At 67.2% G+C, this 26,822-nt stretch carries 25 protein-coding genes; 15 read left to right on the top strand and 10 right to left on the bottom strand.

All coding sequences use genetic code 11. The features are described from left to right. Window positions 1-133: 133 nt before the first annotated feature. The 4 genes from AB6806_RS13040 to amaB all read right to left on the bottom strand — a co-directional run bounded on the left by AB6806_RS13040 (window position 134) and on the right by amaB (window position 5,994). On the bottom strand, window positions 134-1,810 hold the full coding sequence (locus tag AB6806_RS13040; RefSeq protein WP_113254202.1) for a thiamine pyrophosphate-binding protein: 1,677 nt from the start codon (window positions 1,808-1,810) through the stop codon (window positions 134-136). Continuing rightward, on the bottom strand, window positions 1,803-2,996 hold the full coding sequence (locus AB6806_RS13035; RefSeq protein WP_370954726.1) for a CaiB/BaiF CoA transferase family protein: 1,194 nt from the start codon (window positions 2,994-2,996) through the stop codon (window positions 1,803-1,805). Before AB6806_RS13035 ends, AB6806_RS13040 begins: the two co-directional genes overlap by 8 nt. Before the next feature lie 139 nt (window positions 2,997-3,135). Beyond that, a complete protein-coding gene (locus tag AB6806_RS13030) occupies window positions 3,136-4,332 on the bottom strand; it encodes an acyl-CoA dehydrogenase (protein WP_112763029.1) in 1,197 nt (398 codons plus the stop codon). A 141-nt stretch (window positions 4,333-4,473) separates the two neighbouring features. Beyond that, a complete protein-coding gene (gene amaB, locus AB6806_RS13025; RefSeq protein WP_142019943.1) occupies window positions 4,474-5,994 on the bottom strand; it encodes an L-piperidine-6-carboxylate dehydrogenase in 1,521 nt (506 codons plus the stop codon). Between the two features lie 161 nt (window positions 5,995-6,155). On the opposite strand from amaB, the gene AB6806_RS13020 reads away from it, so the two are divergent. The 3 genes from AB6806_RS13020 to AB6806_RS13010 all read left to right on the top strand — a co-directional run bounded on the left by AB6806_RS13020 (window position 6,156) and on the right by AB6806_RS13010 (window position 8,918). Further along, a complete protein-coding gene (locus AB6806_RS13020; RefSeq protein WP_038360641.1) occupies window positions 6,156-7,070 on the top strand; it encodes a LysR family transcriptional regulator in 915 nt (304 codons plus the stop codon). Between the two features lie 90 nt (window positions 7,071-7,160). After that, a complete protein-coding gene (locus tag AB6806_RS13015) occupies window positions 7,161-8,384 on the top strand; it encodes an NAD(P)/FAD-dependent oxidoreductase (RefSeq protein ID WP_191124508.1) in 1,224 nt (407 codons plus the stop codon). Between the two features lie 27 nt (window positions 8,385-8,411). Further along, window positions 8,412-8,918: a DinB family protein gene (locus AB6806_RS13010; RefSeq protein ID WP_370954725.1), complete on the top strand. Its 507-nt coding sequence runs from the start codon at window positions 8,412-8,414 to the stop codon at window positions 8,916-8,918. A 98-nt stretch (window positions 8,919-9,016) separates the two neighbouring features. Here the strand turns inward: AB6806_RS13010 and AB6806_RS13005 are convergent, their stop codons facing one another. Continuing rightward, window positions 9,017-9,535, bottom strand: coding sequence for a hypothetical protein (locus AB6806_RS13005; RefSeq protein WP_038360649.1), 519 nt, complete (start codon window positions 9,533-9,535; stop codon window positions 9,017-9,019). A 169-nt stretch (window positions 9,536-9,704) separates the two neighbouring features. Between AB6806_RS13005 and AB6806_RS13000 the strand changes: the two genes are divergently transcribed. The 5 genes from AB6806_RS13000 to AB6806_RS12980 all read left to right on the top strand — a co-directional run bounded on the left by AB6806_RS13000 (window position 9,705) and on the right by AB6806_RS12980 (window position 13,798). Further along, window positions 9,705-10,337: a LysE family translocator gene (locus AB6806_RS13000; RefSeq protein WP_038360652.1), complete on the top strand. Its 633-nt coding sequence runs from the start codon at window positions 9,705-9,707 to the stop codon at window positions 10,335-10,337. Between the two features lie 10 nt (window positions 10,338-10,347). Beyond that, window positions 10,348-10,911: a chromate transporter gene (locus tag AB6806_RS12995; protein ID WP_038360655.1), complete on the top strand. Its 564-nt coding sequence runs from the start codon at window positions 10,348-10,350 to the stop codon at window positions 10,909-10,911. Beyond that, a complete protein-coding gene (locus AB6806_RS12990; protein ID WP_112763024.1) occupies window positions 10,911-11,450 on the top strand; it encodes a chromate transporter in 540 nt (179 codons plus the stop codon). Before AB6806_RS12995 ends, AB6806_RS12990 begins: the two co-directional genes overlap by 1 nt. Before the next feature lie 85 nt (window positions 11,451-11,535). Next, a complete protein-coding gene (locus AB6806_RS12985; RefSeq protein ID WP_038362191.1) occupies window positions 11,536-12,462 on the top strand; it encodes a cation diffusion facilitator family transporter in 927 nt (308 codons plus the stop codon). 127 nt (window positions 12,463-12,589) lie between these two features. Next, the gene (locus tag AB6806_RS12980) at window positions 12,590-13,798 is read left to right on the top strand and encodes a M20 family metallopeptidase (RefSeq protein WP_370954724.1); all 1,209 of its coding nucleotides are present in this window, start codon (window positions 12,590-12,592) and stop codon (window positions 13,796-13,798) included. Window positions 13,799-13,801: 3 nt separating this feature from the next. On the opposite strand, the gene AB6806_RS12975 is transcribed toward AB6806_RS12980, so the two are convergent. Beyond that, entirely contained in the window at window positions 13,802-14,383 is a 582-nt protein-coding gene (locus AB6806_RS12975; RefSeq protein ID WP_370954723.1) for a TetR/AcrR family transcriptional regulator, read from the bottom strand. A 97-nt stretch (window positions 14,384-14,480) separates the two neighbouring features. Between AB6806_RS12975 and AB6806_RS12970 the strand changes: the two genes are divergently transcribed. Further along, window positions 14,481-14,702 carry a putative antibiotic biosynthesis monooxygenase gene (locus AB6806_RS12970; protein ID WP_038360666.1) on the top strand — a complete coding sequence of 74 codons (222 nt, stop codon included), beginning with the start codon at window positions 14,481-14,483 and terminating at the stop codon, window positions 14,700-14,702. Between the two features lie 21 nt (window positions 14,703-14,723). On the opposite strand, the gene AB6806_RS12965 is transcribed toward AB6806_RS12970, so the two are convergent. Beyond that, window positions 14,724-16,565: a glycoside hydrolase family 15 protein gene (locus AB6806_RS12965; RefSeq protein ID WP_370954722.1), complete on the bottom strand. Its 1,842-nt coding sequence runs from the start codon at window positions 16,563-16,565 to the stop codon at window positions 14,724-14,726. 132 nt (window positions 16,566-16,697) lie between these two features. After that, window positions 16,698-17,498: a trehalose-phosphatase gene (gene otsB / locus AB6806_RS12960; RefSeq protein WP_370954721.1), complete on the bottom strand. Its 801-nt coding sequence runs from the start codon at window positions 17,496-17,498 to the stop codon at window positions 16,698-16,700. Between the two features lie 278 nt (window positions 17,499-17,776). On the opposite strand from otsB, the gene AB6806_RS12955 reads away from it, so the two are divergent. From AB6806_RS12955 to AB6806_RS12930, 6 genes are all read left to right on the top strand, one after another. Beyond that, window positions 17,777-19,333, top strand: a complete 1,557-nt coding sequence (locus AB6806_RS12955; protein WP_112763018.1) for an alpha,alpha-trehalose-phosphate synthase (UDP-forming) — start codon at window positions 17,777-17,779, stop codon at window positions 19,331-19,333. A gap of 185 nt (window positions 19,334-19,518) precedes the next feature. Further along, complete coding sequence (ptsP, locus tag AB6806_RS12950) at window positions 19,519-21,786, top strand: phosphoenolpyruvate--protein phosphotransferase (protein WP_038360671.1); 2,268 nt, start codon at window positions 19,519-19,521, stop codon at window positions 21,784-21,786. A gap of 52 nt (window positions 21,787-21,838) precedes the next feature. Then, window positions 21,839-22,930, top strand: coding sequence for a peptide chain release factor 1 (gene prfA / locus AB6806_RS12945; protein WP_112763017.1), 1,092 nt, complete (start codon window positions 21,839-21,841; stop codon window positions 22,928-22,930). 69 nt (window positions 22,931-22,999) lie between these two features. Then, on the top strand, window positions 23,000-23,251 hold the full coding sequence (locus tag AB6806_RS12940) for a hypothetical protein (protein WP_038360676.1): 252 nt from the start codon (window positions 23,000-23,002) through the stop codon (window positions 23,249-23,251). A 53-nt stretch (window positions 23,252-23,304) separates the two neighbouring features. Beyond that, window positions 23,305-24,144, top strand: a complete 840-nt coding sequence (gene prmC, locus AB6806_RS12935; RefSeq protein ID WP_370954720.1) for a peptide chain release factor N(5)-glutamine methyltransferase — start codon at window positions 23,305-23,307, stop codon at window positions 24,142-24,144. A gap of 406 nt (window positions 24,145-24,550) precedes the next feature. Beyond that, on the top strand, window positions 24,551-25,534 hold the full coding sequence (locus tag AB6806_RS12930) for a DUF4167 domain-containing protein (protein WP_370954719.1): 984 nt from the start codon (window positions 24,551-24,553) through the stop codon (window positions 25,532-25,534). Between the two features lie 79 nt (window positions 25,535-25,613). On the opposite strand, the gene AB6806_RS12925 is transcribed toward AB6806_RS12930, so the two are convergent. Further along, a complete protein-coding gene (locus AB6806_RS12925) occupies window positions 25,614-26,399 on the bottom strand; it encodes an MOSC domain-containing protein (protein ID WP_370954718.1) in 786 nt (261 codons plus the stop codon). Between the two features lie 80 nt (window positions 26,400-26,479). Then, window positions 26,480-26,797, bottom strand: a complete 318-nt coding sequence (locus AB6806_RS12920) for a DUF2293 domain-containing protein (protein ID WP_370954717.1) — start codon at window positions 26,795-26,797, stop codon at window positions 26,480-26,482. Window positions 26,798-26,822: the final 25 nt, after the last annotated feature.

Below are 26,822 nucleotides of genomic sequence, written 5' to 3'. Positions count from 1 at the left end.
CTTAAGCGGAGGTTACCTGATCCTGTCGCCTTGAATCTCTCCCGGTCGCGGTTGCGTACTCCGCGCCGGTTCAACTTGCCCGGGCATCGCCGCCAGGAGCGGCCCGCATCGCGTGGCGGGCCGCTGTTTCATCTCAGGCCTTGCCCTGCGCTGCCAGCGCTTCCGCCCGGATGGTCGAGAGCGACTTCGCCGGGGTGATCGCCTCGGGGTCGAGCAGGCAGTGGATGATCGCGGGCTTGCCCGAGGCGACGGCGCGCTCGAAGGCGGCGGCGAAGTCCTCGGTTTTCTCGACGCGCTCGCCATGGCCGCCGAAGGCCTTGGCATAGGCGGCGAAATCCGGGTTCTTCAGCGTCGTCGCGGAGACGCGGCCGGGATATTCCCGTTCCTGATGCATGCGGATTGTGCCGTACATGCCGTTATCGACCACCACGACGATGACGGGCAGGTCGTATTGCACGGCGGTGGCGAAATCCTGCCCGTTCATCAGGAAGCAGCCATCGCCGGCGAAGGCGACGACGGTTCGCTCCGGGAAGATCCGCTTGGCGCCGATCGCGGCCGGGACGCCATAGCCCATCGAGCCCGAGGTCGGGGCGAGCTGCGTCGCGAACTTGTTGAAGCGATGGAAGCGGTGCACCCAGGTCGCATAGTTACCGGCGCCGTTGCACAGGATCGCGTCGTCGGGCAGGCGGCTCCTCAACCAGCGCACCATCTCGCCGGGATGGAAGGCGCCCGCGACGGGCGCGGGCTGCTCGCTCCAGGCGAGATAGGCCTCATGGGCTTCGGCAGCCGCGCCGGCCCAGGGGATCGTTTGCGGCGGATGCACGGTCTCCAGCGCCGCGCAGAAGGCGGTCGGCGTGGCGTTGATCGCCTGCGTCGGCCGGTAGACGCGGCCGAGCTCCTCCGGGTCCGGATGGACATGGACGAGCGGGCGTCCGGGATTGGGAATGCCGAACAGCGTATAGGACTGGCTCGGCATCTCCGAGAGGCGGCCGCCGACCAGCAGGACGAGGTCGCTCTCCTTGATGCGGGCGAGCAGCTTAGGGTTCGGGCCGATGCCGAGATCGCCGGCGAAGTTCGGATGATCGGCCGGGAACAGCATCTGCCGGCGGAAGGAGACCGCGACGGGCAGGTCGAAGCGTTCGGCGAAGCGCTGGAAGCGCTCGATCGCCTGCGGATTCCAGCGCGAGCCGCCGAGAATCGCGATCGGCTTCTTCGCCGCCCAGAGCCGCTTCTGCAATTCGATGGTCTGGGTCAGGGAGGGGTGCGTTTCCGTGACCTGATAGGGCTCGGCGTCGGCGACATCGGCGATGTCGGTCAGCATGTTCTCGGGCAAGGCGATCACCACCGGGCCGGGGCGGCCCGAGGTCGCGATATGGAAGGCGCGGCTGATGATCTCGGGGATGCGCGCGGCATCGTCGATCTCGGTCGCCCATTTCGTCATGGTGCCGAAGACGGCGCGGTAGTCGAGCTCCTGAAAGGCCTCGCGCTCACGCATGCTCTGGTCGATCTGGCCGACGAAGAGGATGAGCGGCGTCGAATCCTGATCGGCGATATGGACGCCGGGCGAGGCGTTGGTGGCGCCGGGACCGCGCGTGACGAAGCAGATGCCGGGCTTGCCGGTCAGCTTGCCGGCGGCCTCGGCCATCATGCAGGCGCCGCCCTCGGCCCGGCAGATGGTGACCTTCATCGAGGCGTCGTGCAGCGCGTCGAGCACGGCGAGATAGCTCTCGCCCGGCACGCAGAAGGCGTCTGTGGCGCCGTGGAGGATGAGCTGGTCGACGAGGATCTGCCCGCCAGTACGATTAGCCATGCTGCGGCCCTCCCCAGGCCGGATCGTTCAGAATCTCGTCGGCATGCTCGCCGAGCCGTGGGCTCGTGCGCTCAGCCACTTGCCGCACGCCATCCATGACGATGGGCGAGGCGACGGTTGGAATATGGCCTGCCTTCGCGGCTGCGCTCGGCAGATCGACCTTGACGCCGCGCGCGATCACTTGTGGATCGGCGAAGACTTCGCCGATGTCGTTGATCGGTCCGGCCGGGACGCCGACCTTCTCCAGCGCCGCCAGCAGGTCGAGCTTGGCATAACGCTGGCAAAGCCGGTGCAAACGCTCGGTCAGAGCGACGCGGTTCTTCACCCGCGAGCGGTTGTCGATGTAGTCGGGCTCCTCGGCCAGCGTCGGTTCGCCCAGAACCTCGCAGAGCTTGCGCCATTGCCCGTCATTGCCGGTGGCGATGATGATGTGGCCGTCCGCGACCGGAAACACGTCATAGGGGACGATGTTGGGATGGGCGTTGCCGAGCCGCGCCGGGGGCTGGCCGCCGACCAGATAGTTCATCGCCTGGTTGCCGAGCACGGCGATCTGCGTGTCGAGCAGCGCCATGTCGAGCGTCGCGCCCTCGCCGGTGAGGTCGCGACGGCGCAGCGCCGCGAGGATGCCGTTGGAGGCATAGAGGCCGGTGAAGATGTCGGCGACGGCATAGCCCGCCTTCATCGGCGCGCCCGCGGGCTCGCCGGTGACCGACATCGGCCCGCCCATGCCCTGGACGAGGAAGTCGTAGCCGGCGCGCGGCGCATAGGGGCCGTCCTGCCCGAAGCCGGTGACGGAGCAATAGACGAGGCGCGGGAATTCCTTGCGGAGCGAAGCGGCGTCGAGCCCGTATTTTTCGAGGCCGCCGACCTTGAAATTCTCGACCACCACATCGGCATGGGCGGCGAGCCGCTTGACCAGCGCCTGCCCTTCCGCCGTGCGGAAATCGGCCGTGATCGAGCGCTTGCCGCGATTGGCCGAGTGGAAATAGGCGGCCGAGAGGTTCTCGCCCTCGGCACCCTCGACGAAGGGCGGGCCCCATTTGCGGGTGTCGTCGCCCTCGGGTGCCTCGACCTTGACGACATCGGCGCCGAGATCGGCCAACAACTGGCCGATCCAGGGACCTGCGAGGATGCGCGCCAGTTCGAGGACGCGCAGGCCGGCGAGGGGAGGGGATTGAGACATCATCGTATGTCCGCGCCGTCATCCCGGCCGGAGCGAAGCGCAGACCCGGGATCCATGCCTGACCGCCGATCGGCGATGTTCCGGAATGGATCCCGGGTCGACCTGCGGTCGCCCGGGATGACGCGGAGGGGGGCGGAAGGGCTCAGAAGAACGCCTGCAGGCCGGTGATCGCCCGGCCAAGGATCAGCGCGTGGACGTCATGCGTGCCCTCATAGGTGTTCACCGTCTCGAGGTTCGCGGCGTGGCGCATCACCTGATACTCGATCTGGATGCCGTTGCCGCCATGCATGTCGCGGGCCTGGCGGGCAATGTCGAGCGCCTTGCCGCAATTGTTGCGCTTCACCAGCGAGATCATCTCCGGGGCCATCTTGCCCTCGTCGAGCAGGCGCCCGACGCGCAAGCTACCCTGCAGGCCGAGCGTGATCTCGGTCAGCATGTCCGCGAGCTTCTTCTGGTAGAGCTGCGTCTGGGCGAGGGGCTTGTTGAACTGCTTGCGGTCGAGCCCGTACTGGCGGGCGCGGTGGAAGCAATCCTCGGCGGCGCCCATCACGCCCCAGGAGATGCCGTAGCGGGCGCGGTTGAGGCAGCCGAACGGGCCCGACAGGCCCGAGACGTTCGGCAGCAGGTTCTCTTCCGGCACGATGACGCCGTCCATGACGACCTCGCCGGTGATCGAGGCGCGGAGCGAAAGCTTGCCGCCGATCTTCGGCGCGGACAGGCCCTTCATGCCCTTCTCGAGGATGAAGCCGCGGATCTGGTTGTCATGCGCTGATGATTTCGCCCAGACGACGAAGACGTCGGCGATCGGCGAGTTCGATATCCACATCTTCGATCCCGTCAGCCTGTAGCCGTCGGCGACCTTCTCGGCGCGGGTCTTCATGCCGCCGGGATCGGAGCCGGCATCCGGCTCGGTCAGGCCGAAGCAGCCGACCCATTCGCCCGAGCCCAGCTTCGGCAGGTACTTCTTGCGCTGCTCTTCGCTGCCATAGGCATAGATCGGGTACATCACCAGCGAGGACTGCACCGACATCATCGAGCGATAGCCGGAGTCGATGCGCTCGACCTCGCGGGCGACGAGCCCGTAGGAGACGTAGTTGGCGCCGGCGCAGCCATACTCCTCGGGGACGGTGACGCCGAGCAGGCCGAGCTCGCCCATTTCGTTGAAGATCGAACGGTCGGTCTTCTCGTCGAGATAGGCTTCGTTCACGCGCGGCTGGAGCTTCTCCTGCGCATAGGCGCGGGCCGTGTCGCGGATCAGCCGCTCGTCCTCGTTCAGCTGCTCGTCGAGCAGATAGGCATCGTCCCAGGTGAACTTCGCGAGCTTGTGGCTGCCGGCCATGGTGTTCGTCTCCCGTCTTGTTCTCAATAACCGTCATTGCGAGGAGCGGAGCGACGAAGCAATCCAGGGGGACGTAGAGCGCTGCCGCTCCTGGATTGCTTCGCTACGCTCGCAATGACGGTTGCTGTTCAGTTCTACCGATCACGCATCCACGTCGAAGCTGACGCCCTGTGCCAGCGGCAAGGTGGTGCCGTAGTTCAGCGTGTTGGTGGCGCGGCGCATATAGGCCTTCCAGGCGTCGGAGCCCGCCTCGCGGCCGCCGCCCGTCTCCTTTTCGCCGCCGAACGCCCCGCCGATCTCGGCGCCCGAGGGGCCGATATTGACGTTGGCGATGCCGCAATCCGAACCCTCGTCCGAGACGAAGAGCTCGGCCTCGCGCATGTTCAGCGTGAAGATCGAGGAGGACAGGCCGGCGCCGACGGCGTTCTGGATCGCGATCGCCTCGTCGATGGACTTGTACTTCATCACATAGAGGATCGGGGCGAAGGTCTCGCGCTCGACCGGGCCGCACTGCCTGGGCATCTCGACCAGCGCCGGACGGACGTAGAAGCCGCCAGCGCCGACATCGACCTTCTCGCCGCCATGGACCTTGCCGCCTTCGGCCTTGGCCTCGGAGAGTGCCTTCTGCATGCCCTGATAAGCAGCCTCGTCGACCAGCGGGCCGACCAGCACACCGGCCTCGCGGGGATCGCCGATCTTCACGCTGGCATAGACCTTGGCGAGCTTCGGCACGAGCGCATCATAGATGCTTTCATGCACGATCAGGCGGCGCAGCGTGGTGCAGCGCTGGCCGGCGGTGCCCATCGCCGCGAAGGCGATGCCGCGCAGCGCGATGTCGAGATCGGCCGAGGGGGCGACGATCGCGGCGTTGTTGCCGCCGAGCTCCAGGATGGCGCGGGCGAAGCGCGCGGCGAGCTTCTGGCCGACTTCCTTGCCCATGCGGGTCGAGCCGGTGGCCGAGACGACCGGAACGCGGTGATCCTGGACCAGGATGTCGCCGATCTCGCGGCCGCCAATCAGGATTTCCGACAGGCCGATCGGAGCTTCCGGGCCGAAGCGCTTCATCGTCTTCTCGACGATGGCCTGCACGGCCAGCGCGGTGAGCGGGGTCTTCTCGGAAGGCTTCCAGACGACGCTGTCGCCGCAGACGAAGGCGAGCGCCGCGTTCCAGGACCAGACCGCCACCGGGAAGTTGAAGGCCGAGATGACGCCGACGACGCCGATCGGATGCCAGGTCTCCATCATGCGATGGTTCGGGCGCTCGGTCGCGATGGTCAGGCCGTAGAGCTGGCGCGAGAGGCCGACGGCGAAGTCGCAGATATCGATCATCTCCTGGACCTCGCCGAGGCCCTCGGAGGTGACCTTGCCGGCTTCGAGCGTCACCAGCAGGCCGAGATCGGCCTTGGCGGCGCGCAGCTCTTCGCCGAGCAGGCGGACGAACTCGCCGCGGCGCGGCGCCGGCACCTTGCGCCAGGCGAGATAGGCGGACTGGGCCCGGCCGATCGCGGCCTCGGCCTCGGCCGGGGAGGTCTCGCGCAGGGTCACGACGGTCTCGCCGGTGATTGGCGAGCGCGCCGACAGGCCGGCATCCGCATAGGCGCTCTCGGAGACGCCGAGGCGCTTGAGCAGGGCGAGCGTGTCTTTCGGCAGGGATGTGGCCATCTTTGTCTTCCAAAACGGTCGCAGTGCCGCAGGGGAGAGGCCCCGGGGCGCATGGCAGAGGGGCGCGGAAACCGAAGGCGCCGCGCTTGAGGCCGGGAGAATGCCCTCTTTCTTATCCTTGGGGCAATCGATATGTTCTCACCACTTGGTGAGTTCTAGTCATGGATGATGTCCTCATTCCCGGCCGTCTGTCGGTGCCCTCGCTCTCGGCGCTCGCTGCCTTCGAGGCGGCGGCCCGGCATGGCAGCTTCACCCGTGCCGCCGAGGAGCTGAGCCTGACGCAGGGCGCCGTCAGCCGGCAGGTCGCCCAGCTCGAAGGGGCTCTCGGCGTCAGCCTGTTCGAGCGCGTCAAGAAGCGTGTCAGCCTCACCGCCGCCGGCGCGGCCTATGCCGCGGAGGTTCGCGAAGGGCTGTCGCGGCTCGCTGCCGCCACCGTATCCGCCATGGCCTTCAGGGGCGCGGCCGGTGTGCTCAACCTCGCCATTCTGCCGACCTTCGGCACGCGCTGGCTGATCCCGCGCCTGCCACGCTTCACCGAAGCCCATCCCGGCATCACCATCAACTTCGCCACCAAGCTCGTGCCCTTCGATTTCAGCCGCGAGCCGCTCGACGCCGCCGTCCATTTCGGGGATCCGGTCTGGCCGGGGGCGCGGCTGCACCGGCTGATGGGGGAGGAGATCGTGCCGGTCGCCTCGCCCGCTCTCGTCGCCCGCTTCGGGATCGCCGAGCCGGCCGACATGCTGAAGGCGCCGCTGCTGCAGCAATCGACGCGGCCGCGTGCCTGGGCCAACTGGCTGGAGCAGCAGGGCCTGCCGCCGCAGCGCGCGCTGGTGGGGCCGCGCTTCGAGCAGTTCGCCATGGTCTCGCAGGCGGCGGTCGCGGGGCTCGGCCTCGCCATCGTGCCGCGCTTCCTCGTCGAGGAGGAGTTGCGCTCGGGCGCGCTCGTCATCCCGATCGACCGTTCGCTGATCGGGCAGGAAGGCTATTATCTGGTCTATCCCGAGGAGAAGGCGAACCTGCCGGCCGTCACCGCTTTCCGCGACTGGCTGTTGGCGGAGTGCGCGCCTGTGGGATAGCGCCCCTCTCGACAAGCGCTCCCAGCCACGTCATTCATGCGCGGAATTCACCAACCCGGCTCCCTGCGGAGTCGTCGCGCGAGGCCCGCCATGCCGTCCGTCTCCGAGACCGCCGATGTCGTGATTTGCGGCGGTGCCGCGATCGGCTCCTCAGTCGCCTATCATCTTGCGGCCGATCCCGGCTTCTCCGGCAAGGTCGTTGTCGTCGAGAAGGACCCGACCTACCGCTACTCCGCCTCGGCGCTCTCGGCAGCCTCGATCCGCCAGCAATTCTCGAGCGCGGTGAACATCCGCGTCTCGCTCTACGGCATCGCGTTTTTGCGCAGCATCGGCACCCATCTCTCGGTCGATGGCGAGGTGCCGGCGATCGATCTCCACGAGGGCGGATACCTCTACCTCGCCGGCGAGGAGGGGAAAGGGATTCTCGAAGCGAATCAAAGGCTTCAGCAGAAGGAAGGCGCCGATATCGCGCTTTATGCTGCAGAAATGCTGCGCAGCAAATTCCCCTGGCTGAACACCTCCGACCTCGCTTGCGGCACCTATGGCGTCAGCGGCGAGGGCTGGTTCGACGGCTGGGCCTTGCTGCAAGCCTTTCGCAAGAAGGCGCGCAGCCTCGGCATCGAATATCGCCAGGGCGAGGTCATCAGCTATCTCACGGAGGGCGGTCGCGTCACCGGCGTCGAGCTCGCCGATGGCAGCCGCATCGCCTGCGGCGCGGTCGTCAATGCCAGCGGCACCCATGGCGCCAGGCTGGCGGCGACGGCAGGCATCGCGATCCCCGTCAAATCGATGAAGCGCTATGTCTTCACCTTCACCTGCAAGGGCGATGTCGGGAATTGTCCGCTCCTGATCGACACGAACGGCGCCTGGTGCCGGCCGGAAGGTCAGCGCACGGCCGAAGGGCAACTCTTCATCGGCAGCTGCTCGCCGCTGACGCCCGAGCAGGATGTCGAATGGGTCGAAACCGATCCGGGCGTGGAGGATGTCGACTGGCCCTTCTTCGAGGAGGCGGTCTGGGCCCCGCTGGCCCATCGCATCCCGGCCTTCGAGCAGATCAAGCCCGGCCGTGCCTGGGCCGGCCCCTACGACATGTGCGGGCTCGACCATAACGCCATTGTCGGCCCGGCGGTCGGCCTGCCGAACCTCTATCTCGCCAATGGCTTCTCCGGCCATGGCCTGCAGCAATCCCCGGCCGTGGGGCGCGGCATCGCCGAGCACATCGCGCATGGCCGTTATCGCTCGCTCGATCTTGCCGATCTCGGCCATGAGCGCATCGTTGCCGGCAGGCCCCTCGCCGAGGCCAACATCATCTGAGCAAGATCGCCTGAGAAGGAGGCCGCGATGGTCGATCCCGCCTTCGTCCGGACCATGGCCCGCTACAATGCCTGGCAGAACGAGAGCCTGATGGCGGCCGCCGACGGGCTGACCGACGCGGAGCGCCGGCTAGACCGCGGCGCCTTCTTCAAGTCGATCCACGGCACCTTCAATCATCTCCTCTGGGGCGATGAGACCTGGCTCAGCCGCCTGACAGGTTCCGCCAAGCCGCCGATCAGCGGCCGCGACTCCGTAATCTATGTCGATGACTGGAGCGCATTCTGCGCCCGGCGCCGCGAACGGGACGCTGCCATCCTCGCCTGGACGGATGCGGTCGAGGCTGATTGGCTGCGCGGCACGCTGATCTGGTACTTCGGTCGCGCCGGCCGTGAGATCGGCAAGCCGCGTGCCTTCGTCATCGCTCATATGTTCAATCACCAGACCCACCATCGCGGCCAGATCCATGCGATGCTGACGGCCGCCGGAGCCAGGCCGGAGGACACCGATCTCCTTCTGGTCGACGAAGCACGCTAGGCTGCGCGGCGACAGGTCGATGAAGAGGCGCTGTTGTGCGGTGCCGCTATGGCATAAGCGCGGTGCGCCCTTTTTGGCCCCTCCATCCGCCTTGGATCTCAGCCGGCTTTCTCCGCCGAAAGGGGCGTCATTGCACGCTGCTTCGACCGCTCGTCCCGCTCCTCATGATCGGGCGGAACCGAAGCCGTCGCATGCTGGCTGAGTTTCTGGAACAGGCCGAGGCCGACCAGCGCGAAGATCGCGAGCAGCATCACAAGGCCGGGATAGACGATCTCGCTCAGCGTCTCGCGGGTGGTCTTGGCGATCAGCACCAGCGCTTCCAGCGCCAGCGCCACGATGATGATCGACATGAACTTGGTCAGCGATCCCCGCGCCTCGGCAGGGTGGCGCATCTCGCGGTCGGCCACCACCTCCTCCTCGAACAGGAACTTGCCCACATCGGAGACGGCGACCGCGATGATGATGAGACCGATCGCGTCGAGCATCGTGTCGAGACCGCCATCGCCGGTCCAGAAGCCATGCGCGGTGCGCCAGACCGCGACGCCGATCAGGATAATCGCGGCGCCGAGCAGCGCGAAGGCGATGATGGTGTAGAGCAGCCGGCTGAACAGCGTCATGTCTTCCCCCAATCCGCTTGCGGGCGACAACGGGCGGCAAGCCCCGCCGGTTCCGTCGCGGGGGGCTTCCGGGGTATCGAAAGCGTGCATGGCCGCTCCGGCAGCCGCGGCGATTGCTGGCTCTGGCGATCCATGCTCCAAGCGCTGGACCCCGCCGGAGCGCCCGCCCATGCCCGAGACGACCACACTCCTCACCTTCGCCCTGATCGCGCTCGGCATGGTGCTGACCCCAGGCCCCAACATGATCTACCTGATCTCGCGCTCGATCGCGCAGGGCAGGGCGGCGGGGCTGATTTCGCTCGGCGGCGTTATCCTCGGCTTCTTCGTCTACATGTTCTGCGCGGCCTTCGGCATCACGGCCCTGCTTTTCGCTGTGCCCTATGCCTATGACGCGCTGAGGCTCGGCGGCGCCGCCTATCTGCTCTGGCTTGCCTGGCAGGCGGTGCGCCCCGGTGGCCGCTCGCCCTTCCATGTCCGCGACCTGCCGCATGACGGCCCTCGCAAGCTCTTCGCCATGGGCTTCCTGACCAGCCTGCTCAATCCGAAGATCGCGATGTTCTATCTCGCGCTGCTGCCGCAATTCATCGACCCGGCCGCGGGCGATGTCCTCGGCCAGTCCATGGTGCTCGGTTTCATCCAGATCGCCATCAGCGGCAGCGTCAACGCCCTGATCGCGACGGCGGCGGGCAGCATCGCGCTGTTCCTGCGGACGCGGCCCTTCTGGTCGCTGGTGCAGCGCTGGCTGATGGGCACGGTGCTGGCCGGTTTCGCCCTGCGCATGGCGATGGAAGCGCGCCGCTGACGAGGGCTGCATGTCCGCAAGCGCGTCCACGTCCGCTCTACGGCCGGGATTGCCGGCGCTCTTCACGGGCTTCCTCAAGATCGGGCTGATGGGCTTCGGCGGCGTCGGACCCATTGCGCGCCATATCATCGTCGCCGAACGCGGCTGGCTCGACGATCGCGGCTATGCCGAGTTGATGGGCATCTGCCAGGCGCTTCCAGGCGCGAACACGGTCAACGTGGCCGTGATGCTGGGGGATCGCTTCCGGGGACCGATCGGCGCCCTGACGTGCCTTGTCGCCCTGATGGCCATGCCGCTGCTGGTGCTCGTCGCCATCGCGAACATCTACGACGCGGTTTCGAACCATCCGCTGGCGCAGATCGCCCTGACCGGGGCGGCGGCAAGCGCGGCCGGGCTCATCCTCGGCACCGCCGCCCGGCTCCTCACCCGCGCCGGGCTTGCCCGCTGGGCCTGGATCATGGCCGCTGCCGCCTTTCTCGCCGTCGGTATTCTCAGGCTGCCGATGCTGCCGGCCCTGCTGGTGCTGGTGCCGCTCGGCCTGGTCGCGGCATCGTTGAGCGCGAGGCGGGTCTGATGGAGCGCGGTGTCCTCGGCCAGCTCGCCATCACCTTCGGCGCGATCTCGCTGATGGCGATCGGCGGCGCCAATGCGGTGGTGCCGGAGATCCACCGCCAGCTCGTCGATGTCCTCGCCTGGATGGATGCGCCGACCTTCGCCCGACTCTTCGCCATCGCGCAGGCGGCGCCGGGGCCGAACGTCATGCTGGCGAGCGTCGTCGGCTGGCACATGGCCGGGACGGCGGGCCTGCTCGTCGCGACCCTTGCGATCCTGCTGCCATCGTCCGTGTTGACCTTCGTCTGCAGCCGCGGCCTGCAGCGCTATCGCGACAATCGCATCGTCAGGATCGTCACGCTGGCGCTGGTGCCGATTGCGCTCGGCCTCATGCTGGCGAGCGGCCTTGTCGCGGCAATCGCGGCCGATGCCGGTGTCTTCGGTTATGCGGTCACCGCCGCGACCGCGATCGTCACCTACCGGTCCAAGGTGAACCCGCTCGTCCCGATGGCGGCGGGCACGGTCGTCTACGCCACCGCCTGGGCGCTCGGCTTCGTCTGATCGGGCAGGCCGATTGCCGCCAGGGCGCCAAATGGCGTGCGGCAGCCTGGGCGTGGTACAGATGGGCCGGAAGAAGGGGCTTGTCGTGAAGACCGAGCAAAGCGTTCTGCGCCTCTCGATCGCCGTCACCTTCCTGCTGGCGGCCGCAGGCATCGTCTTCGGCCTTCTCTCCGGTTCCTTCGCGATCGTCTTCGACGGCGTCTACGCCCTGACCGACGCGATCATGACGATCGTCGCGCTGCTGGTCTCGACCCTGATCGTCTCCTCGACGGCGGACGGAGCCGCCGGCAGCAAGCTGGTCAAGCATTTCACCATGGGCTTCTGGCATCTGGAGCCGATGGTGCTCGGCCTCAATGGCGTCCTGCTGACCGGGGCGGCGATCTACGCCCTGATCAATGCCATCGGCAGCATCATGGCCGGCGGTCGGCTTCTCGCCTTCGACTACGCCATCATCTACGCGGCGCTGACGATGCTGATCGCCTTCGCCATGGCGATCTATGGCGCGCGGGCCAACCGCACCCTTCAGTCGAATTTCGTCGCGCTCGACGCCAAGGCCTGGCTGATGTCCGGTGCCTTGAGCGGCGCGCTGCTCGTCGCCTTCGGCTTCGGCTATGCGATCCAGGGCACGAAGCTCGCCTGGATGCTGCCCTATGTCGATCCGGTGGCGCTGGCTCTGGTCTGCATCGCGGTGATTCCCGTTCCGATCGGCACGATCAAGCAGGCTTTCGCCGACATCCTGCTGGTGACCCCGTCCGACCTGAAGCAGCATGTCGATGCCGTCGCAGAGGATTTCGTCCGCCGTTACGGCTTCGCCTCCTACCGCTCCTATGTCGCGCGCGTCGGCAGGGGCAGGCAGATCGAGCTCTTCTTCATCGTGCCGAAGGGCGGAGCGGCGCAGAAGCTGGAGGAGTGGGATCGCATTCGCGACGAGGTCGGCGAGGCGATCGGCGACGACACGCCCGACCGCTGGCTCACCATCGCCTTCACGACCGACCCCGAATGGGCCGATTGATCGGCGGCCGGGCGGTCCCGGCATGCGCCGCATGAAGGGGCTCTCCACCGCGGTTTGCCGTTGCCGCGGGCGGCTCAGCCGATAAGCTGCCGGCATTGTCCCGTTCGGAACGATTGCGAGTGAGTCGATGAGCGTCTTGAGCCCCGAAGAGAAGAAGGTCACCGAGTGGCTGGCGAGCCGCAAGGAAGGCATGGTCGCGCTGTTGCGCGAGCTCGTCGACACCGACTCTGGCTCCTACGACAAGGCCGGCGTCGACCGGGCCGGGCAGGTGATCGCCCGCTTCCATCAGGCCAACGGGCTCGATGTCGAGATCGTGCCGGACAGCCGCTTCGGCGATGCCGTCAAGGCGCGCCTGCCCAACCCGACGGCCAATGACCAGCGCCCCGTCCTGCTGCTCGGCCATCGCGACACCGTCTTTCCGCAGGGCGAGCCGACGCGCCGCCCCTTCACCATCAAGGGCGCGCGCGCCTATGGGCCGGGCGTCGCCGACATGAAGGGCGGCCTCGTCATCGAGGCCTTCGTGGCTGCCGCCTTCGCCGAATTGGGCGGGCTCGCCGCGCCTCTGCTGATGCTGACGACCAGCGACGAGGAGATCGGCTCGCCGTCCTCGCGGCCGGTGATCGAGGCTGCCGCACGCGAGTCGCGCTGCGTCTTCAATGCCGAGCCCAGCCGCCTGCCGGCCGGTACCGATTTCGCCAGGGACCACAAGCAGTCGGTCACCAGCGGCCGCAAGGGCGGCGTCTTCATGCGGGCCGAATTCACCGGCAAGCCCGCCCATTCCGGCGCGAATTACGAGAAGGGCGCCTCGGCCATCGTCGATCTCGGCCACAAGATCCCGAAGCTCCAGGGCCTCACCGATCTGGAGAAGGGCATCACCGTCAATGTCGGCCTGATCGGCGGCGGCCAGACCGTCAACACCATCGCTCCGAGTGCCTGGTGCGAGATCGACCTGCGCTACGTCACCGCCGCCCAGCGCGACGAGATGGTCGGCAAGATCAAGGCGATCATCGAAGCGCCGGAGGTTGCCGGCACCAGCGCCGTGCTCTCGATCAAGGGCGAGTTCCTGCCGCTGGAGCGCTCCTCGGAATCGGCTGCGCTCTACGACACCTATCGCGAGGCGGCGGCCGCCTTCGGCATCGGCGTCACCGCGGAATTCACCGGCGGCTGCGCCGATTCCGGCTTCACGGCCGCGCAGGGCACTCCGACGCTCTGCAGCGTCGGGCCGATCGGCGGCATGGCGCACACCCCGGACGAGTTCCTCGAGATCGAAAGCCTCGTGCCGGCGGCGCAGGTGCTGGCGCTCGCGGTGATGCGCGCAGCGGCGAAGGTGGAGTGAGGCTCAGCGGCAGAGCAGATTGATCTTACGGCTGAGCGAGGGCTCCTCCTCGCTCAGCCGGTCGGTCAGCACGTGCAGCCAGTTGAAGCCGACCCAGAGTTCGAGCCGGTCGTCGATTTCGTCGGTCGCGATATCCCCTCGCTCTGCCGCACGCACGAACATCCTGCGCGGCGAGGCGAGGCGTTCCGGCATGAACTTGAAGCGCAGTGCGGCGAGTGCCGTCTCGCTGGTCTGTGCTTCGGCGATCAGCCCGCGGAAGACGCGCCCTGCCGCATCCTCGCGCCAGAAGCGCCAGAGATCCCTGGTGTAGCGCAGCAGGTCCTCGCGCAGCGACCCGGTATCCGGCACCGGGATGGCGGCGTCCTTCTCGACACCGTAGATCGCGATGAACAGCTCCGCCTTGTTCGGCCACCAGCGATAGATCGTCGGCTTGCCGGCGCCGGCGCGGCGCGCGACCTCCTCGATCGAGAAGCCGGCATAGCCCTTTTCCGCCAGCAGTTCCCGTGCAGCCGCCTTGACGGCAGCTTCCGTCTCCGGGCTACGCCGGGCGCCGATCGAGGCACGGCGCTTCGGCTTCGGTTCCATCTGTCTGACCTCGTCTGCTTGGCCTCTTGACATAACGAAACGGACCGTTTAATTCAAGGTCAATAGAAACGGAACGTTCCGTTATGTGGAGAAGCCGATGACCGCATCCTTCGCGTCCCGCCTTGCCTCGCGCCTGCGCTTCCTGGTCGTCGCGACCGTCGGCGCCTATGCCGCCATCAATCTGGTGCTGGCGGTGCTGGCGCCCTTCACCGCCGGCTGGCCCACATTGGGCATCACGGCGCTGGCCGTGCCGCCCATGGTGCTGGCGATGGTCTATGGGGTGATCCCGGTCGCCTTTCGCTTCGGCGCGCCGCGCTGACCGTCCCGGGAGCGGGCCGTCTCAGAAGGCCTCTTCCCAGTTGCGGCTGAGCCGCATCGCCGAGTTGATCATGCCGACCATCGAATAGGTCTGCGGGAAGTTGCCCCAGAGCTCGCCGGTCTTGAGGTCGGCATCCTCGGAGAGCAGGCCGAAGCTGTTGCGCCGCTGCAGGATGCGCTCGAACAGCGCCTTGGCTTCCTCGCTGCGTCCGATCGCGTTCAGCGCATCGACATACCAGAAGGCGCAGATCAGGAAGCCGGTGTGCATATAGCCGAAATCGTCCTGCGTGGCGTAGCGCAGCAGGAGATCGCCGCGCGTGAGATCGCGCCCGATCGCTTCGACGGTGGCAACGAAGCGGGCGTCGTCAGGCTTGACGAAGCCGAGCTCGGCCAGGAGCAGCAGTGTCGCGTCGAGCTCCTCGCCATCGAAGGTCGAGACGAAATGGCCCTTCTGCTCGTTCCAGATCCGCTCGGCGATGAAGCTCTTGAGCCGCTTGGCCTCGCCCTTCCAGTATTCCTTGCGGTCGGCCCGGCCGAGCGTGCCGGCGATGCGGGCCAGCCGATCGCAGGCCGCCCAGCACATCACGCTGGAGAAGGAGTGCACCGCTTCCTTCTCGCGCAGCTCCCAGGGGCCGGCATCGGGCTTGTCGAAGACGGCAAGTGCCAGCGCTCCCATGCGTTCGAGCTGTTCGAACAGCGTGTCCTTGCCGGGCTGGATCAGGCGCCGGTCGAAGAAGGAATGCGTCGCCGCCAGCACCACGGCACCGTAGCCGTCGTTCTGGATCTGCCCGGCCGCACCATTGCCGAAGCGCACCGGCCGGTGTCCGCGATAGCCGGAGAGGCTGGTTGCCTCGAACTCCGTCAGCGTCCCGCCGCGCGTGATCGGATAGAGCGGCGGCAGGTGCTCCGCGCCGCTCTCCGAGAACGAGTCGACGATGTTGGTGATGAAGCCGAGATAGTCCTCCATCGTGCGCGTCGTGCCGAGGCGGTTCAGCGCATGCACGACGAAGTAGGCGTCGCGCAGCCAGCAATAGCGGTAGTCCCAGTTGCGCTGGGTGCCGGGGGCCTCGGGAATCGAAGTCGTCAGCGCCGCGACGATGGCGCCCGTCTCCTCAAAAGCGCAGAGCTTCAGCGTGATCGCGGCCCGGATCACTTCGCGCTGGTACTCGAAGGGGATCGAGAGCGAGCGCACCCAGTCGCGCCAATAGTCGGTGGTCTTGTCGAGGAATTCGCGCGACGTGGTCTCGATCTCGGCGCGCAGCGCCTCGTCAGAGCCGATGAAGAAGGAATAGGCTTGGTCGACGGCGAAAGGCGTGCCTTCCACGACATAGGAGAGCGGGGCGTTCGTCGTCAGCCGGATGGTCTGGTCGGCGCCGACGAAACGGACATGGTTGGAACCGCGCGTGATCTCGTCCGGCTGCTCGCCGAGGCCGAGGCAGGGCTTCACCATGACGCGGATGCGCGGCCGTCCCGACACCCGCCGCACCCGCCGCACGATCTGCGGCGGCCGGAAGAAGCGCTCATAGCGCACGAAGCGCGGCGCGAAATCGAGGATTTCGATGGCGTTGCCCTGGTCGTCGGACAGCACGGAGGAGAGGATCGCGGTGTTGTCGAGATAGCTCTGCTCGCAGCGCGTCATGCCGACGAGCTCGATGCCGAAGAAGCCCTTCTTCGGCTCCGCGTCGCCATCGTCCGCCTCGTTGTCGATCAGGGAGCAGAAGACCGGATCGCGGTCGAAGCGCGGGAAGCAGCCCCAGACGATGCGGGCGCGCCGGTCGATGAGCGCGGCGATCGAGCAGTTGCCGATGACACCGAGGTCGAGCGAGGCGGAGTGTTGCCCCGCGGCCGTGGTCGTGACGGTCATGGTCAGGTCGGTCCTCGTCAGGTCGGTCCAAGAGCATTTTCAAGCGACGCGGATACCGGTTCGCATGAAGAAAATGCAATGAAATGAAGAGCTGGAGAATGTCCGCGCTTCGGACACGCGGACATTCTCCGATCAGCCCTGGGTGAAGCTGGCGGCGGAAAGGTGGCCGTTCTCGGCGGCTTCGAGAAGGATACGGTGCAAGGCCGTCGGCGAGGCGAGGCGATGCATGGCATGGCTTTCGCGGTCGGCGCCGATCCGCACCGACAGGCCACCCATCGCGTTCACCGTCTTGAAGCCGTCCTCGTCGGTGATGTCGTCGCCGATGAAGACCGGCAGGCGCGCGGCATAGGTCGGCGTCGCCATCAGCCAGGCGATGGCGCCGCCCTTGCTGGCATTCGCAGGGACGATCTCGGCGACCGATTTGCCTTCCTGCAGGCGCACGCCCGGCCCCATCTTCGCGGCGGTGCGGCGCATCAGGTCGAGCGCCTCGTCCTTGAGCGTGGGGGCAAGCCGCCAGTGCAGCGCCACCGAGATCCGCTTGTCCTCGACGATGATGCCGACATGGCTGTTGGCGAAGCGGACGAGCTCGCGCAGCGCTTCATGCAGGCTGTCCGGCGCGTCCGATTGCGCCCGAAGCGCGCCGCCCATCCGGATTTGGGCGCCATGCAACCCGGCGATGTCGAACTGATAGGGAGTCAGCATCTCGTCGAGGAACGCGATCGGGCGCCCGGAGACCAGCGCCAGCGCGCCGCCGAGCTTGAGGCGCAGCGCCTCGAGCGCGGGCGCGACGCGACGGTCGAGCTTCACGTCCTCCGGCGAAGGCGCGATCTCGACGAGCGTGCCGTCGAAATCCAGAAAGAGTGCGATCTGCTGCCCGGTCTGAGCGATGTCGTGGATTTCATGGATAGATTCGGGTTCGATCAAGGTCGTCATCGTTCTGTATCTGAGCGGAGAAGGAGGCAGAAGAACGGCCAGTCGATCCGCTAATCCTTTCTTTCACAATTTGCGGAGCGCCGCCGCCGAAAAATCGTCCTTGGGGTTGTGCCGCTGTACTGGATGCTTAACATGCAGGACACGATTTCACCGCAAGGCCGCCATCGCTGCGTCACGCAGCCGGCCCTGCACCTCGGAAACATTACGCCTTTCGCGGCGTTCTGTTCCTGCCGCCCATGGCAAAAATCGGGCGGCCTTCCTCGGAGAACTCGTCGCCCATGCGTCTTGTCGTCGTTTCCAACCGCGTCACCATCCCCGATCGTTATGAAAAAGCGACGGCGGGCGGCTTGGCGGTCGCGCTGAGGGAGGCGCTCGAAAAATATGGCGGCCTCTGGTTCGGCTGGAGCGGCGCAGTCGGCGAGGACACCCGCCAGGTCCAGCGCGGCAACGTGACCTACGCGGTCACCGATCTGACCGAGGCCGAACGCCAAAGCTATTATCTCGGCTTCTCCAACCGCGCGCTCTGGCCGATCATGCATTACCGGCTCGGGCTGACCGAGTTCCAGCGCAGCGACTATATGGGCTATCTCGGCGTCAACCGCCGCTTCGCCCGGGCACTGGCCGGGCTGATCCAGCCGGACGACGTCATCTGGATTCACGACTACCACCTGATTCCGCTGGCGGCGGAGCTGCGCCGGCGCGGTGTCACCAACCGGATCGGCTATTTCCATCACATTCCCTGGCCTTCCGCCGATGTGCTGGGCGCCCTGCCGTTCAGCGCCACGCTGGTCCGGACGCTCGCCGCCTACGATCTCATCGGCATGCAGACCGAGCTCGACGTCCGCAATCTGATCGGCGGCCTCGTCGATTTGTGCGGCGCTCGCCAGGAAGGGCGGCGTGTGCGCCTCGGCGCGCGCGAGACCCTGATGCAGGCCTTCCCGATCGGCATCGATGTCGAGGCTTTCCGGCGCCTGGCCGCGGCCTCGGTGCGCCGGGCGGTGACGCCGCTCAGGGCCACGCGGGAATCGCTCGGCGAACGCAAGCTGGTGATCGGCGTCGACCGGCTCGACTACTCGAAGGGCATCGTCCAGCGCCTGGAGGCCTTCGGCCAGTTCCTGCGCAGCCATCCGGAGCAGCGTGGCAATGTCAGCCTGCTGCAGATCGCCCCGCCGTCGCGCAGCGACGTGCCGGAATATGCCGAGCTCGACCGGATGTCCGACGAGGTGGCGGGGCGGCTCAACGCCCAGCTCGGCGAATTCGACTGGACGCCGATCCGCGTGGTGAAGAAGGCCTATTCCCGCACCGCGCTCGCCGGCTTCTATCGCCGCGCGCAGGTCGGGCTGGTCACGCCGATGCGGGATGGCATGAACCTCGTCGCGAAGGAATATGTCGCGGCGCAGGACCCGGCGGATCCCGGTGTGCTGGTGCTGTCGCGCTTTGCCGGGGCCGCGCAGCAGATGGGTGAGGCGCTGATCGTCAACCCCTACGACACCCATGAGGTGGCGGAGGCGATCCGCACCGCGTTGGCGATGCCGAAGAGCGAGCGCATCCGCCGCTTCGAGCAGCTCTACCATGTCATCGAGACGACCGACATCGACTGGTGGCGGCGGCGCTATCTGGAAGCGCTCACCGGCGTGCCACTGTCCACCGGCGCCGTCGAGCCGCCCCGGAAGACCGGGACCAGGACCAAGGGTGATTCGGCGACGAGGCGCGCGAGCCGCGCCAAGGGGGCCGCTGTTCCCGGGCGTACGGATACGAAGAGTCGGGCGGTCGCCGCCGGGCACAAGGCGAGCCCGCATCCGGGCGATGCGGGGCATTCCACGCCCGTCCGCTGACTTGCCTGCCGGGCCGATCGCGAAAATCTGGCCTGAATCGCTGATCGTGCCGCGCCCGGCGCAACCGGCCCTTGCCGAAGGCGGCCTTTGGTCGCTAGAAGGCGCAGTGATCCGGGTGGGCGACTCAGGGTCTGGACAGGCATCGTATCGTCGATGGCTGAGGAGGCGGCGGAGGGCTGAGATCGATGCGAGGCGCTCTCGGAGGACCGGGCGTCCTTTTGCGCCGCCTCCGCGAGGTCATGGCGGCGTCGATCAGCCCGCAGGAGCGGCTGGACAGGCTCGTCGTCCTGATCGCCGGCAATCTCGTCGCCGAAGTCTGCTCGGTCTACGTCCTGCGCGAGGACGGCTCCCTCGAGCTCTATGCCACCGAAGGCCTCAATCGCGAGGCGGTCCACCTCACCACGATGCGGGCCGGCGAAGGCCTCGTCGGCCTGATCGCGAGCGAGGCCGAAGCGCTCGCCCTGTCGGATGCGCAGGCGCATCCGGCCTTCTCCTACCGCCCCGAGACGGGCGAAGAAGTCTATCGCTCCTTCCTGGGTGTGCCGATCCTGCGTGGCGGCGCCGTGATGGGCGTGCTCGTCATCCAGAATCGCGCCTCTCGGATCTATTCCGAGGAGGAGATCGAGACGCTGCAGACCACCGCCATGATCATGGCGGAGATGATCGCGGCCGGCGGGCTGAAGTCGCTGGCCGCGCCCGGCGCCTCGATTGGCCTCGACCGGCCGATCCATGGCGTCGGTGTCTCGCTGGCGGATGGCGTCGGCCTCGGCCATGCCGTGATGCACGAGCCGCGCGTCGCGATCAGCAACCTCATCGCCGAGAACCCTGCCGCCGAGGTGACGCGGCTGGAGGCGGCGATCGGCGAGATGCGGGCCTCGATCGACGAATTGATCGAGCGCGGCGACGTCGCCCATACCGGCGAGCATCGCGACGTGCTCGAAACCTTCCGCATGTTCGCCCATGACCAGGGCTGGCTGCGCCGCATGCGCGAGGTGGTGCTGACCGGCCTCACCGCCGAGGCGGCGGTCGAGCGCGTCCAGTCCGACACCCGCGCCAAGATGCTGCGCCAGACCGACCCCTATCTGCGCGAGCGCCTGCACGATCTCGACGATCTGGCCAACCGCCTGCTGCGGACATTGACGGGCAAGGCCAACGGTGTCGCGCGCGAGGACCTGCCGGAGAACGCCATCCTCGTGGCACGCTCGATGGGGCCGGCGGCCCTGCTCGACTATGACCGCTCCCGTCTGCGCGGGCTCCTGCTGGAGGAGGGCGGGCCGACCAGCCACATCGCCATCGTCGCCCGCGCGCTCGGCATCCCCGCTGTCGGCGAGGTCGTCAACGCCACGGCGCTGGTCCAGGCCGGCGATGCCATCATCGTCGACGGCCAGGCCGGCGAGGTGCAGATCCGCCCGCAGCCCGATGTCGAGAACGCCTACAAGGACAAGGCCCGGCTGAGGGCGCGCAAGCAGAAGCAATACGAGAAGCTGAAGGAGATGCCGGCCGTCACCAGGGACGGTCTCGGCATCACCTTGCAGATCAATGCCGGGCTGATCGTCGACATGCCGAACATCACGGCGACGGCCGCCTCCGGCATCGGGCTGTTCCGCACCGAATTGCAGTTCATGGTGGCGCAGCACATGCCGACCACCGCCGAGCAGCAGGCGCTCTATGCCGCGGTGCTCGATGCGGCCGAGCATCGCCCGGTCACCTTCCGCACCCTCGATATCGGTGGCGACAAGGTGCTGCCCTATATGGAGCGGATCGAGGAGGAGAACCCGGCGCTGGGCTGGCGCGCGATCCGCATCGGCCTCGACAAGCCGCGGCTGCTGCGGGCGCAGTTGCGCGCGATGTTGCGGGCCGGCGCCGGTCGCGATCTCAAGATCATGCTGCCCATGGTCGCGACGACCGAGGAATTCCGGCGGGCCCGCATGATCCTGCACCGCGAGCAGGCCATGCTGGAGAAGCAGGGCGTCGCGCCGCCGCGTGATCTGCGCGTTGGCGTGATGGTCGAGGTGCCGTCGCTGCTGTTCGAACTGCCCGAGATCGCCCGCGAGGCGGATTTCCTCTCGATCGGCACCAACGACCTGATGCAGTTCCTCTTCGCCGCCGACCGCGAGAACAAGCGCGTCGCCGACCGCTTCGATCCGCTCAGCGTGGGCGCCCTGCGCGCCCTGCGGAGCATCGTCGATGCGGCGAGCGAGGCGCGTTGCCCGGTCACGGTCTGCGGGGAGATGGGCGGCAAGCCGCTGGAGACCATGGCGTTGATCGGGCTGGGCTATCGCGCCTTCTCGATGTCGGCGGCCTCGGTCGGCCCGGTCAAGGCGATGCTGCGCGGGCTCGATGCCGGCAAGCTCCGGGAGCGGCTCGAATGGATGCTCGCCTCACCCGAAGGCGCGGTCAATTTGCGCCCGCAGCTGGCGGCCTTCGCCTCCGAGTTCAAGGTGCCGGTCTAGCGTCGCTTCCCGCCGCGAGACCCGCTTTTCAGATCGTTTTCAGAGTTCCCTCATGTCCGTACAGCTTCCGCAGGATCGTCTCGACGGCATCGTGGCTCGCCACGCCGCCGCAACCGAGGAGATCAACCATGCCACCGATCCGGTGCGCACGGTCGAACTTGCCAAGGAGCTGTCGGAACTCGATCCCGTCGTGGCCGCCATCGCCTCGTGGCGCCAGGCTCAGGAGACGCTGGCCGAGGCCGAGGCTCTGATCGCCGACCCCGCGACCGATCCTGAGTTTCGCGAACTGGCCTATGAGGAGCGCGATGCCGCCCGCGCCGAGATCGAGACGCGCTCCCGCGAGATCCTGATCGCGCTGCTGCCGAAGGACGCGGCCGACGAGCGTGGCGTCATCATCGAGATCCGCGCCGGGACCGGCGGCGACGAGGCGTCGCTCTTCGCCGGCGACCTGCTGCGCATGTACCAGCGCCACGCCGCGCAGAAGGGCTGGAGCGTCGAGATCCTGTCGGAGAGCGAAGGCACGATGGGCGGCTACAAGGAGGTCATCGCCGAGATCAACGGCCGCGGCGTCTATGCCCGGCTGAAATTCGAATCCGGCGTCCACCGCGTGCAGCGCGTGCCCGATACCGAGGGGAGCGGGCGCATCCACACCTCCGCCGCGACCGTCGCCACGCTGCCGCTGGCGAGCGAGGTCGACATCGCGCTCAACGAGGCCGATATCCGCATCGACACCTTGCGCTCGGGCGGCGCCGGCGGCCAGCACGTCAACAAGACCGAATCCGCCGTCCGCCTGACCCATATCCCGACGAACACGGTGGTCCTGGTCCAGGATGAGCGCTCGCAGCACAAGAACAAGGCGCGCGCCTATGAATTGCTGCGGGCCAAGCTCTACGACATGGAGCGGATGCGGATCGATGCCGAACGTTCGGCCGATCGACGTTCGCAGGTCGGCTCCGGCGACCGCTCCGAGCGCATCCGCACCTACAACTTCCCGCAGGGGCGCGTCACCGACCACCGCATCAACCTGACCCTCTACAAGCTCGACGAGATGATGCAGGGGCTCGTGCTCGACGAGATCATCGATGCGCTGACGGCCGAGCATCAGGCGAAGCTGCTTCTGGAAGAAGGAATCGCCGGAAAATGACGGCGATGAAACCAAATTCTCCTTCTCGCGTTGCTGATGCATCGACACCAGCAAACGGGGGAACCTCCCATGATGAAGACCGTATCGACGATCGCGATGGCCGGGTTGATGGCTCTGGCCATGTCCGGCGCTTCACAGGCGCAGGAGCAGACCATGCGCAAGGTGACGTCCGGCAAGCCGGCGGCCCTTCAGGGAGCGATGACCCAGGCTCAAGCCCGCAAGGCCTGCCAGACGGAGATGAGGGGCGCTCGCGAGAGCAAGGCTTCGCTCCGCACCAAGATGAAGCTGTGCGTCGACCAGAAGATGCAGGGCAACAGCTGAACCCGACTGACCGAGCGGCCCGAGCGGCCGTCGAGGGGTTAGGGGAGGGCGCCGTGCCGACCGTGAGGGAGGCGCGGCGTCTTGTCGTCCGGGCCCTGCGTCATGCCGGCATCGAGCCGGCCGGGCTCGAGGCGCGCCTTCTGCTCGAAGGGGCCCTGGAGACGCGCCATCTCGACCCGGATCGTTCGCTCGACCCCGCCACCGCCGCGGTGCTCGCCGGTTTCCTGCATCGGCGGATCGCCGGTGAGCCGGTCTGGCGGGTCCTCGGCGAGCGTGAATTCTGGGGGCTTACCTTCCGCCTCTCGCCGGCGACGCTGGAGCCGCGGCCGGACAGCGAGACCATCGTCGAGGCGGCATTGGACCGGTTGGGCGGACGCCGGGACGAGACGCTGTCGATCCTGGATCTGGGCACCGGCACGGGCTGCCTTCTCGTCGCGCTGCTCAGCGAGTGCCGGAACGCGACGGGGCTCGGCATCGATCTCTCAGCGGAAGCCTGCGAAACCGCCGCCGGCAACGCCGCAGGGAACGGCGTCGCCGGGCGGGTTTCCTTCCGCCAGGGCCGTTGGACCGAAGGGCTGGGTGGCCCTTTCGACCTGATCGTCTCGAACCCGCCCTATATCCCGTCCTCCGACATCGCGACGCTGTCGGTCGAGGTGCGCGAGCACGATCCGCGCCTCGCCCTCGATGGCGGGCCTGATGGGCTCGATCCTTACCGATGCTTCGCCCGCAGCCTGCCGGCCCTTCTGGCGCCCGGAGGCTTTATCGTTCTCGAAATCGGCGCCGGCCAGAAGCAGGATATCGCTTCGATCATGGCAGGCGGGGGCCTTGAATTGCAGGCGAGTCGTTACGATCTCGGAGGGCATGAGCGGGCCCTGATCTTTGCGCCCGCCTGATCATGCACAGGCTTTTGGTCGATTTCGCTTGGAGAAGCAGCCAAAAGCGGTTATGCAGCTTTCAGCCGAAGCTGGCGGCGTCAGAGCCGGAGCCTTGGGCGGCCCCTTTCATCGGCAGGCCTTGCTCAAGATCAGCATTGTTTACGGGCGTGTTCCTGAAGCGATGTAACTGACCTGCCAGATTGGACTCCGAAGGCGCTGCGGCGCCCCTCGGCCCATGGGGATGGATCCCCTTTTGGAATAAGAGCGCGTGAAGACCAGAAACGGCGCAAGGCCCCTTCAGGTCCACTCAGCCCGACACGGCGTCGCAACCCGCTGTGTGTCGAAACGCGCATGACGACGCCACGGTTGCTTTGAACAAAGAAGCGCGAGACAGACGCGAATGAGACCAGGTCAGAACCGGCGTATGCGCGGCCGTAGCAATAACGGCAACAATAACGGCAATCGTAAATCTCCCAACCCTTTGCAGCGTAGCTACGAGTCGAACGGGCCGGACGTAAAGGTTCGCGGCACGGCTCAGCACGTCGCCGAGAAGTATTTGCAGCTCGCTCGCGATGCGCAATCTTCGGGTGATACCGTTGCTGCCGAGGGCTACTTCCAGCACGCCGAACACTATTATCGCATCCTGCTCGCAGCGCAGGAGCAGATGACGCAGCAATTCGGCCATACCTTCCCGCCCAATCGCGCCTTCGTCGATGTCGAGGACGATATGGAGGAGGAGGGGGACGACGACGGCTCCTTCCAGCCGGGCACGGGCCCGCAGCCGGATTTCCGTGGTCAGAACGGCCAGATGAACGGCAACGGCTATAACGGGCATGGTGGCCAGCGCGCCGAGGGCGAAGCCGGCGACGGCCAGTCGCAAGGTGGCGGCCAGCGCTTCGACCGTCAGAACCGCCGCGAGCGCTTCAACAACAACAATAACAACAACAACAACAATAACAACGAGCGTCGCTTCGACCGGCAGGATCGTGGCGAACGCCGCTTCGATCGCAACGGCGAAGCCGGGCAGGGCGGTTACACGCCGCGTCCCGACGCACCGCGTTCCGACATTCCGGTTGGCAATGTCGGGGAGCCGGTGGCGCCCGTCGCTGCCGAGCAGCCGCAGGCCGAGCGCTCCTTCGAGCGTCCGCAGCGCGCCGAGCGCCGCCCGCGTCGCGAGCGGCAGCCCGAGCCCGAGGGGGAAGACGTCGCCAGCGCGCTGCCGTCTTTCCTGACGAACCCGGTCCGCACCGTGGCGCCGGTCGAGCCGGTGGCTGCGGAACCTGCTGAGCCCGCCCCGGTCGGCGATACGGCCGAGGAGGCCACTCCGGCCAAGCGGGTGCGCCGTCGCCGGTCGCCGCGCGAGGTCATGGACGCGCTGGGTTCCGAGACGGACGGTTCTGCCGAGTAAGTTCGGAGCATCGGACCATCAGAGATAAAAAAGGGCCCGCAAGGGCCCTTTTTCTTGTCTGCGGTGCTCTCCGGGGTGGTCAGGCGATGCCGAGTTCCGCGGGCGCCTCGGACGGCATGAGGGCGTCGCCTTCCCGCAGCGTTCCGCCAGCAATGATGCGGCAATAGATGCCGCAATCGACATGGCCGTAATTCTTCATCAGCGCCTTCGGGATCTGCATGTCGCGGGCGCCGGTATCCGGGTCGACATTGGTCGCGGCGCAACGCTCGATCCGCTTGATGACCTGTAGCTTCAGGCCGTCCGGCCCGGCGAGGTCGCGGCCGACGAGGTCGTTTTCCCCCCAGGCCGAAAGCCCGCTCACCATCAGGTTGCCGCGGAAGCGCAGCGGATCGACCGGCCGTCCGAGCCGCCCTTCGAGATCGGCGACGCTGGCGAGGTTGATGATCGAGACGAAGCCGGAGCGGGAATCGGTGAAGCGATAGGTTGAGGGCGCCGTCAGCAGTTTCGGCTCCCCGCGCAGCTCGTCCGGCATGAAACTCTCGAAGAAGCGGGCGAGCGCGGCGTGGCCCTCTTCGGTGGCCATGGGGGCACGCAAAGCCTCCTTGCCCTCGTGCCGGATGACGAGATCGCCGCTGGCATCGTCGTAGCGCGTGCGCAGCCGCGCCAGCGATTCGTTGCGCATCAGCATGAGGTATTTGATCTTCGGCTGATGCACCGGCTCGGCCGGGTCGAAACCCGAAGGGCCGTTCTCGATGGCGAAGAGCCGATCGCCCGGAAAATAGCCGCCTGCCGGCAGGGTGGCCTGCGACAGGCGCTCCGGCGAAAGCCCCTTCACGGGATAGCGGTAAAGCGTCTCGATGCGCATGATCTGTCCGGCCGTTGCAATCTGCCGGACGATAGCCGCCTTCAGGCGCCCTGACAGATCAAATTCTGTATCCGTTTCGATCAAGCGTCCGCATCGTCTTCTCCATCCGCGACCGAACGCTGGCAGCCCCAGCCGGTCAGCACCGCATCGGTTTCGTCGGCGACGAAGAAGCGGGCGGCATCGCGGTCATAGCCCTCGCCCAGCAGACGCTCGTAATCGGTATGGACGTGGCGGACATGGCTGCCGAGCGCGAGCCACAGTGCCGTCGAAGGCGGCAGGTCCTTCATGTGGCGCCGCTCCGCCAGGGTGATCACCGCCTCTGCGTCGGAAAGCGGGATGCCCGGTGCCAGCGCTCTCAACGCCCGACGAATCGCCTGCTGTCGCTTGGTCCCGGCCATGCCCGATCTGCGCCTGGCGCGAGGC

The organism is Allobosea sp. RCC_152_1, from assembly GCF_041360765.1.
Classification (GTDB): Bacteria; Pseudomonadota; Alphaproteobacteria; order Rhizobiales; family Beijerinckiaceae; genus Allobosea; species Allobosea spartocytisi.
Note: the sequence above shows the minus strand (reverse complement) of the source record. Positions and strands in the feature narration are given on the sequence as shown.

Bases quoted from the DNA above. Each gene is read 5' to 3' on its own strand.
- AB6806_RS12930 (WP_370954719.1), top strand. From the start codon at position 24,551: ATGCGCGGCCGTAGCAATAACGGCAACAATAACGGCAATCGTAAATCT.
- AB6806_RS13040 (WP_113254202.1), bottom strand. From the start codon at position 1,810: ATGGCTAATCGTACTGGCGGGCAGATCCTCGTCGACCAGCTCATCCTC.
- AB6806_RS12970 (WP_038360666.1), top strand. From the start codon at position 14,481: ATGACCGCATCCTTCGCGTCCCGCCTTGCCTCGCGCCTGCGCTTCCTG.
- AB6806_RS12990 (WP_112763024.1), top strand. From the start codon at position 10,911: ATGGAGCGCGGTGTCCTCGGCCAGCTCGCCATCACCTTCGGCGCGATC.
- AB6806_RS12925 (WP_370954718.1), bottom strand. From the start codon at position 26,399: ATGCGCATCGAGACGCTTTACCGCTATCCCGTGAAGGGGCTTTCGCCG.
- amaB (WP_142019943.1), bottom strand. From the start codon at position 5,994: ATGGCCACATCCCTGCCGAAAGACACGCTCGCCCTGCTCAAGCGCCTC.
- AB6806_RS13035 (WP_370954726.1), bottom strand. From the start codon at position 2,996: ATGATGTCTCAATCCCCTCCCCTCGCCGGCCTGCGCGTCCTCGAACTG.
- AB6806_RS12980 (WP_370954724.1), top strand. From the start codon at position 12,590: ATGAGCGTCTTGAGCCCCGAAGAGAAGAAGGTCACCGAGTGGCTGGCG.
- ptsP (WP_038360671.1), top strand. From the start codon at position 19,519: ATGCGAGGCGCTCTCGGAGGACCGGGCGTCCTTTTGCGCCGCCTCCGC.
- AB6806_RS12995 (WP_038360655.1), top strand. From the start codon at position 10,348: ATGTCCGCAAGCGCGTCCACGTCCGCTCTACGGCCGGGATTGCCGGCG.
- AB6806_RS13005 (WP_038360649.1), bottom strand. From the start codon at position 9,535: ATGACGCTGTTCAGCCGGCTGCTCTACACCATCATCGCCTTCGCGCTG.
- AB6806_RS12920 (WP_370954717.1), bottom strand. From the start codon at position 26,797: ATGGCCGGGACCAAGCGACAGCAGGCGATTCGTCGGGCGTTGAGAGCG.
- AB6806_RS13030 (WP_112763029.1), bottom strand. From the start codon at position 4,332: ATGGCCGGCAGCCACAAGCTCGCGAAGTTCACCTGGGACGATGCCTAT.
- prfA (WP_112763017.1), top strand. From the start codon at position 21,839: ATGTCCGTACAGCTTCCGCAGGATCGTCTCGACGGCATCGTGGCTCGC.
- AB6806_RS13020 (WP_038360641.1), top strand. From the start codon at position 6,156: ATGGATGATGTCCTCATTCCCGGCCGTCTGTCGGTGCCCTCGCTCTCG.
- AB6806_RS12955 (WP_112763018.1), top strand. From the start codon at position 17,777: ATGCGTCTTGTCGTCGTTTCCAACCGCGTCACCATCCCCGATCGTTAT.
- otsB (WP_370954721.1), bottom strand. From the start codon at position 17,498: ATGACGACCTTGATCGAACCCGAATCTATCCATGAAATCCACGACATC.
- AB6806_RS13010 (WP_370954725.1), top strand. From the start codon at position 8,412: ATGGTCGATCCCGCCTTCGTCCGGACCATGGCCCGCTACAATGCCTGG.
- AB6806_RS12975 (WP_370954723.1), bottom strand. From the start codon at position 14,383: ATGGAACCGAAGCCGAAGCGCCGTGCCTCGATCGGCGCCCGGCGTAGC.
- AB6806_RS12940 (WP_038360676.1), top strand. From the start codon at position 23,000: ATGATGAAGACCGTATCGACGATCGCGATGGCCGGGTTGATGGCTCTG.
- AB6806_RS13015 (WP_191124508.1), top strand. From the start codon at position 7,161: ATGCCGTCCGTCTCCGAGACCGCCGATGTCGTGATTTGCGGCGGTGCC.
- AB6806_RS12965 (WP_370954722.1), bottom strand. From the start codon at position 16,565: ATGACCGTCACGACCACGGCCGCGGGGCAACACTCCGCCTCGCTCGAC.
- AB6806_RS13000 (WP_038360652.1), top strand. From the start codon at position 9,705: ATGCCCGAGACGACCACACTCCTCACCTTCGCCCTGATCGCGCTCGGC.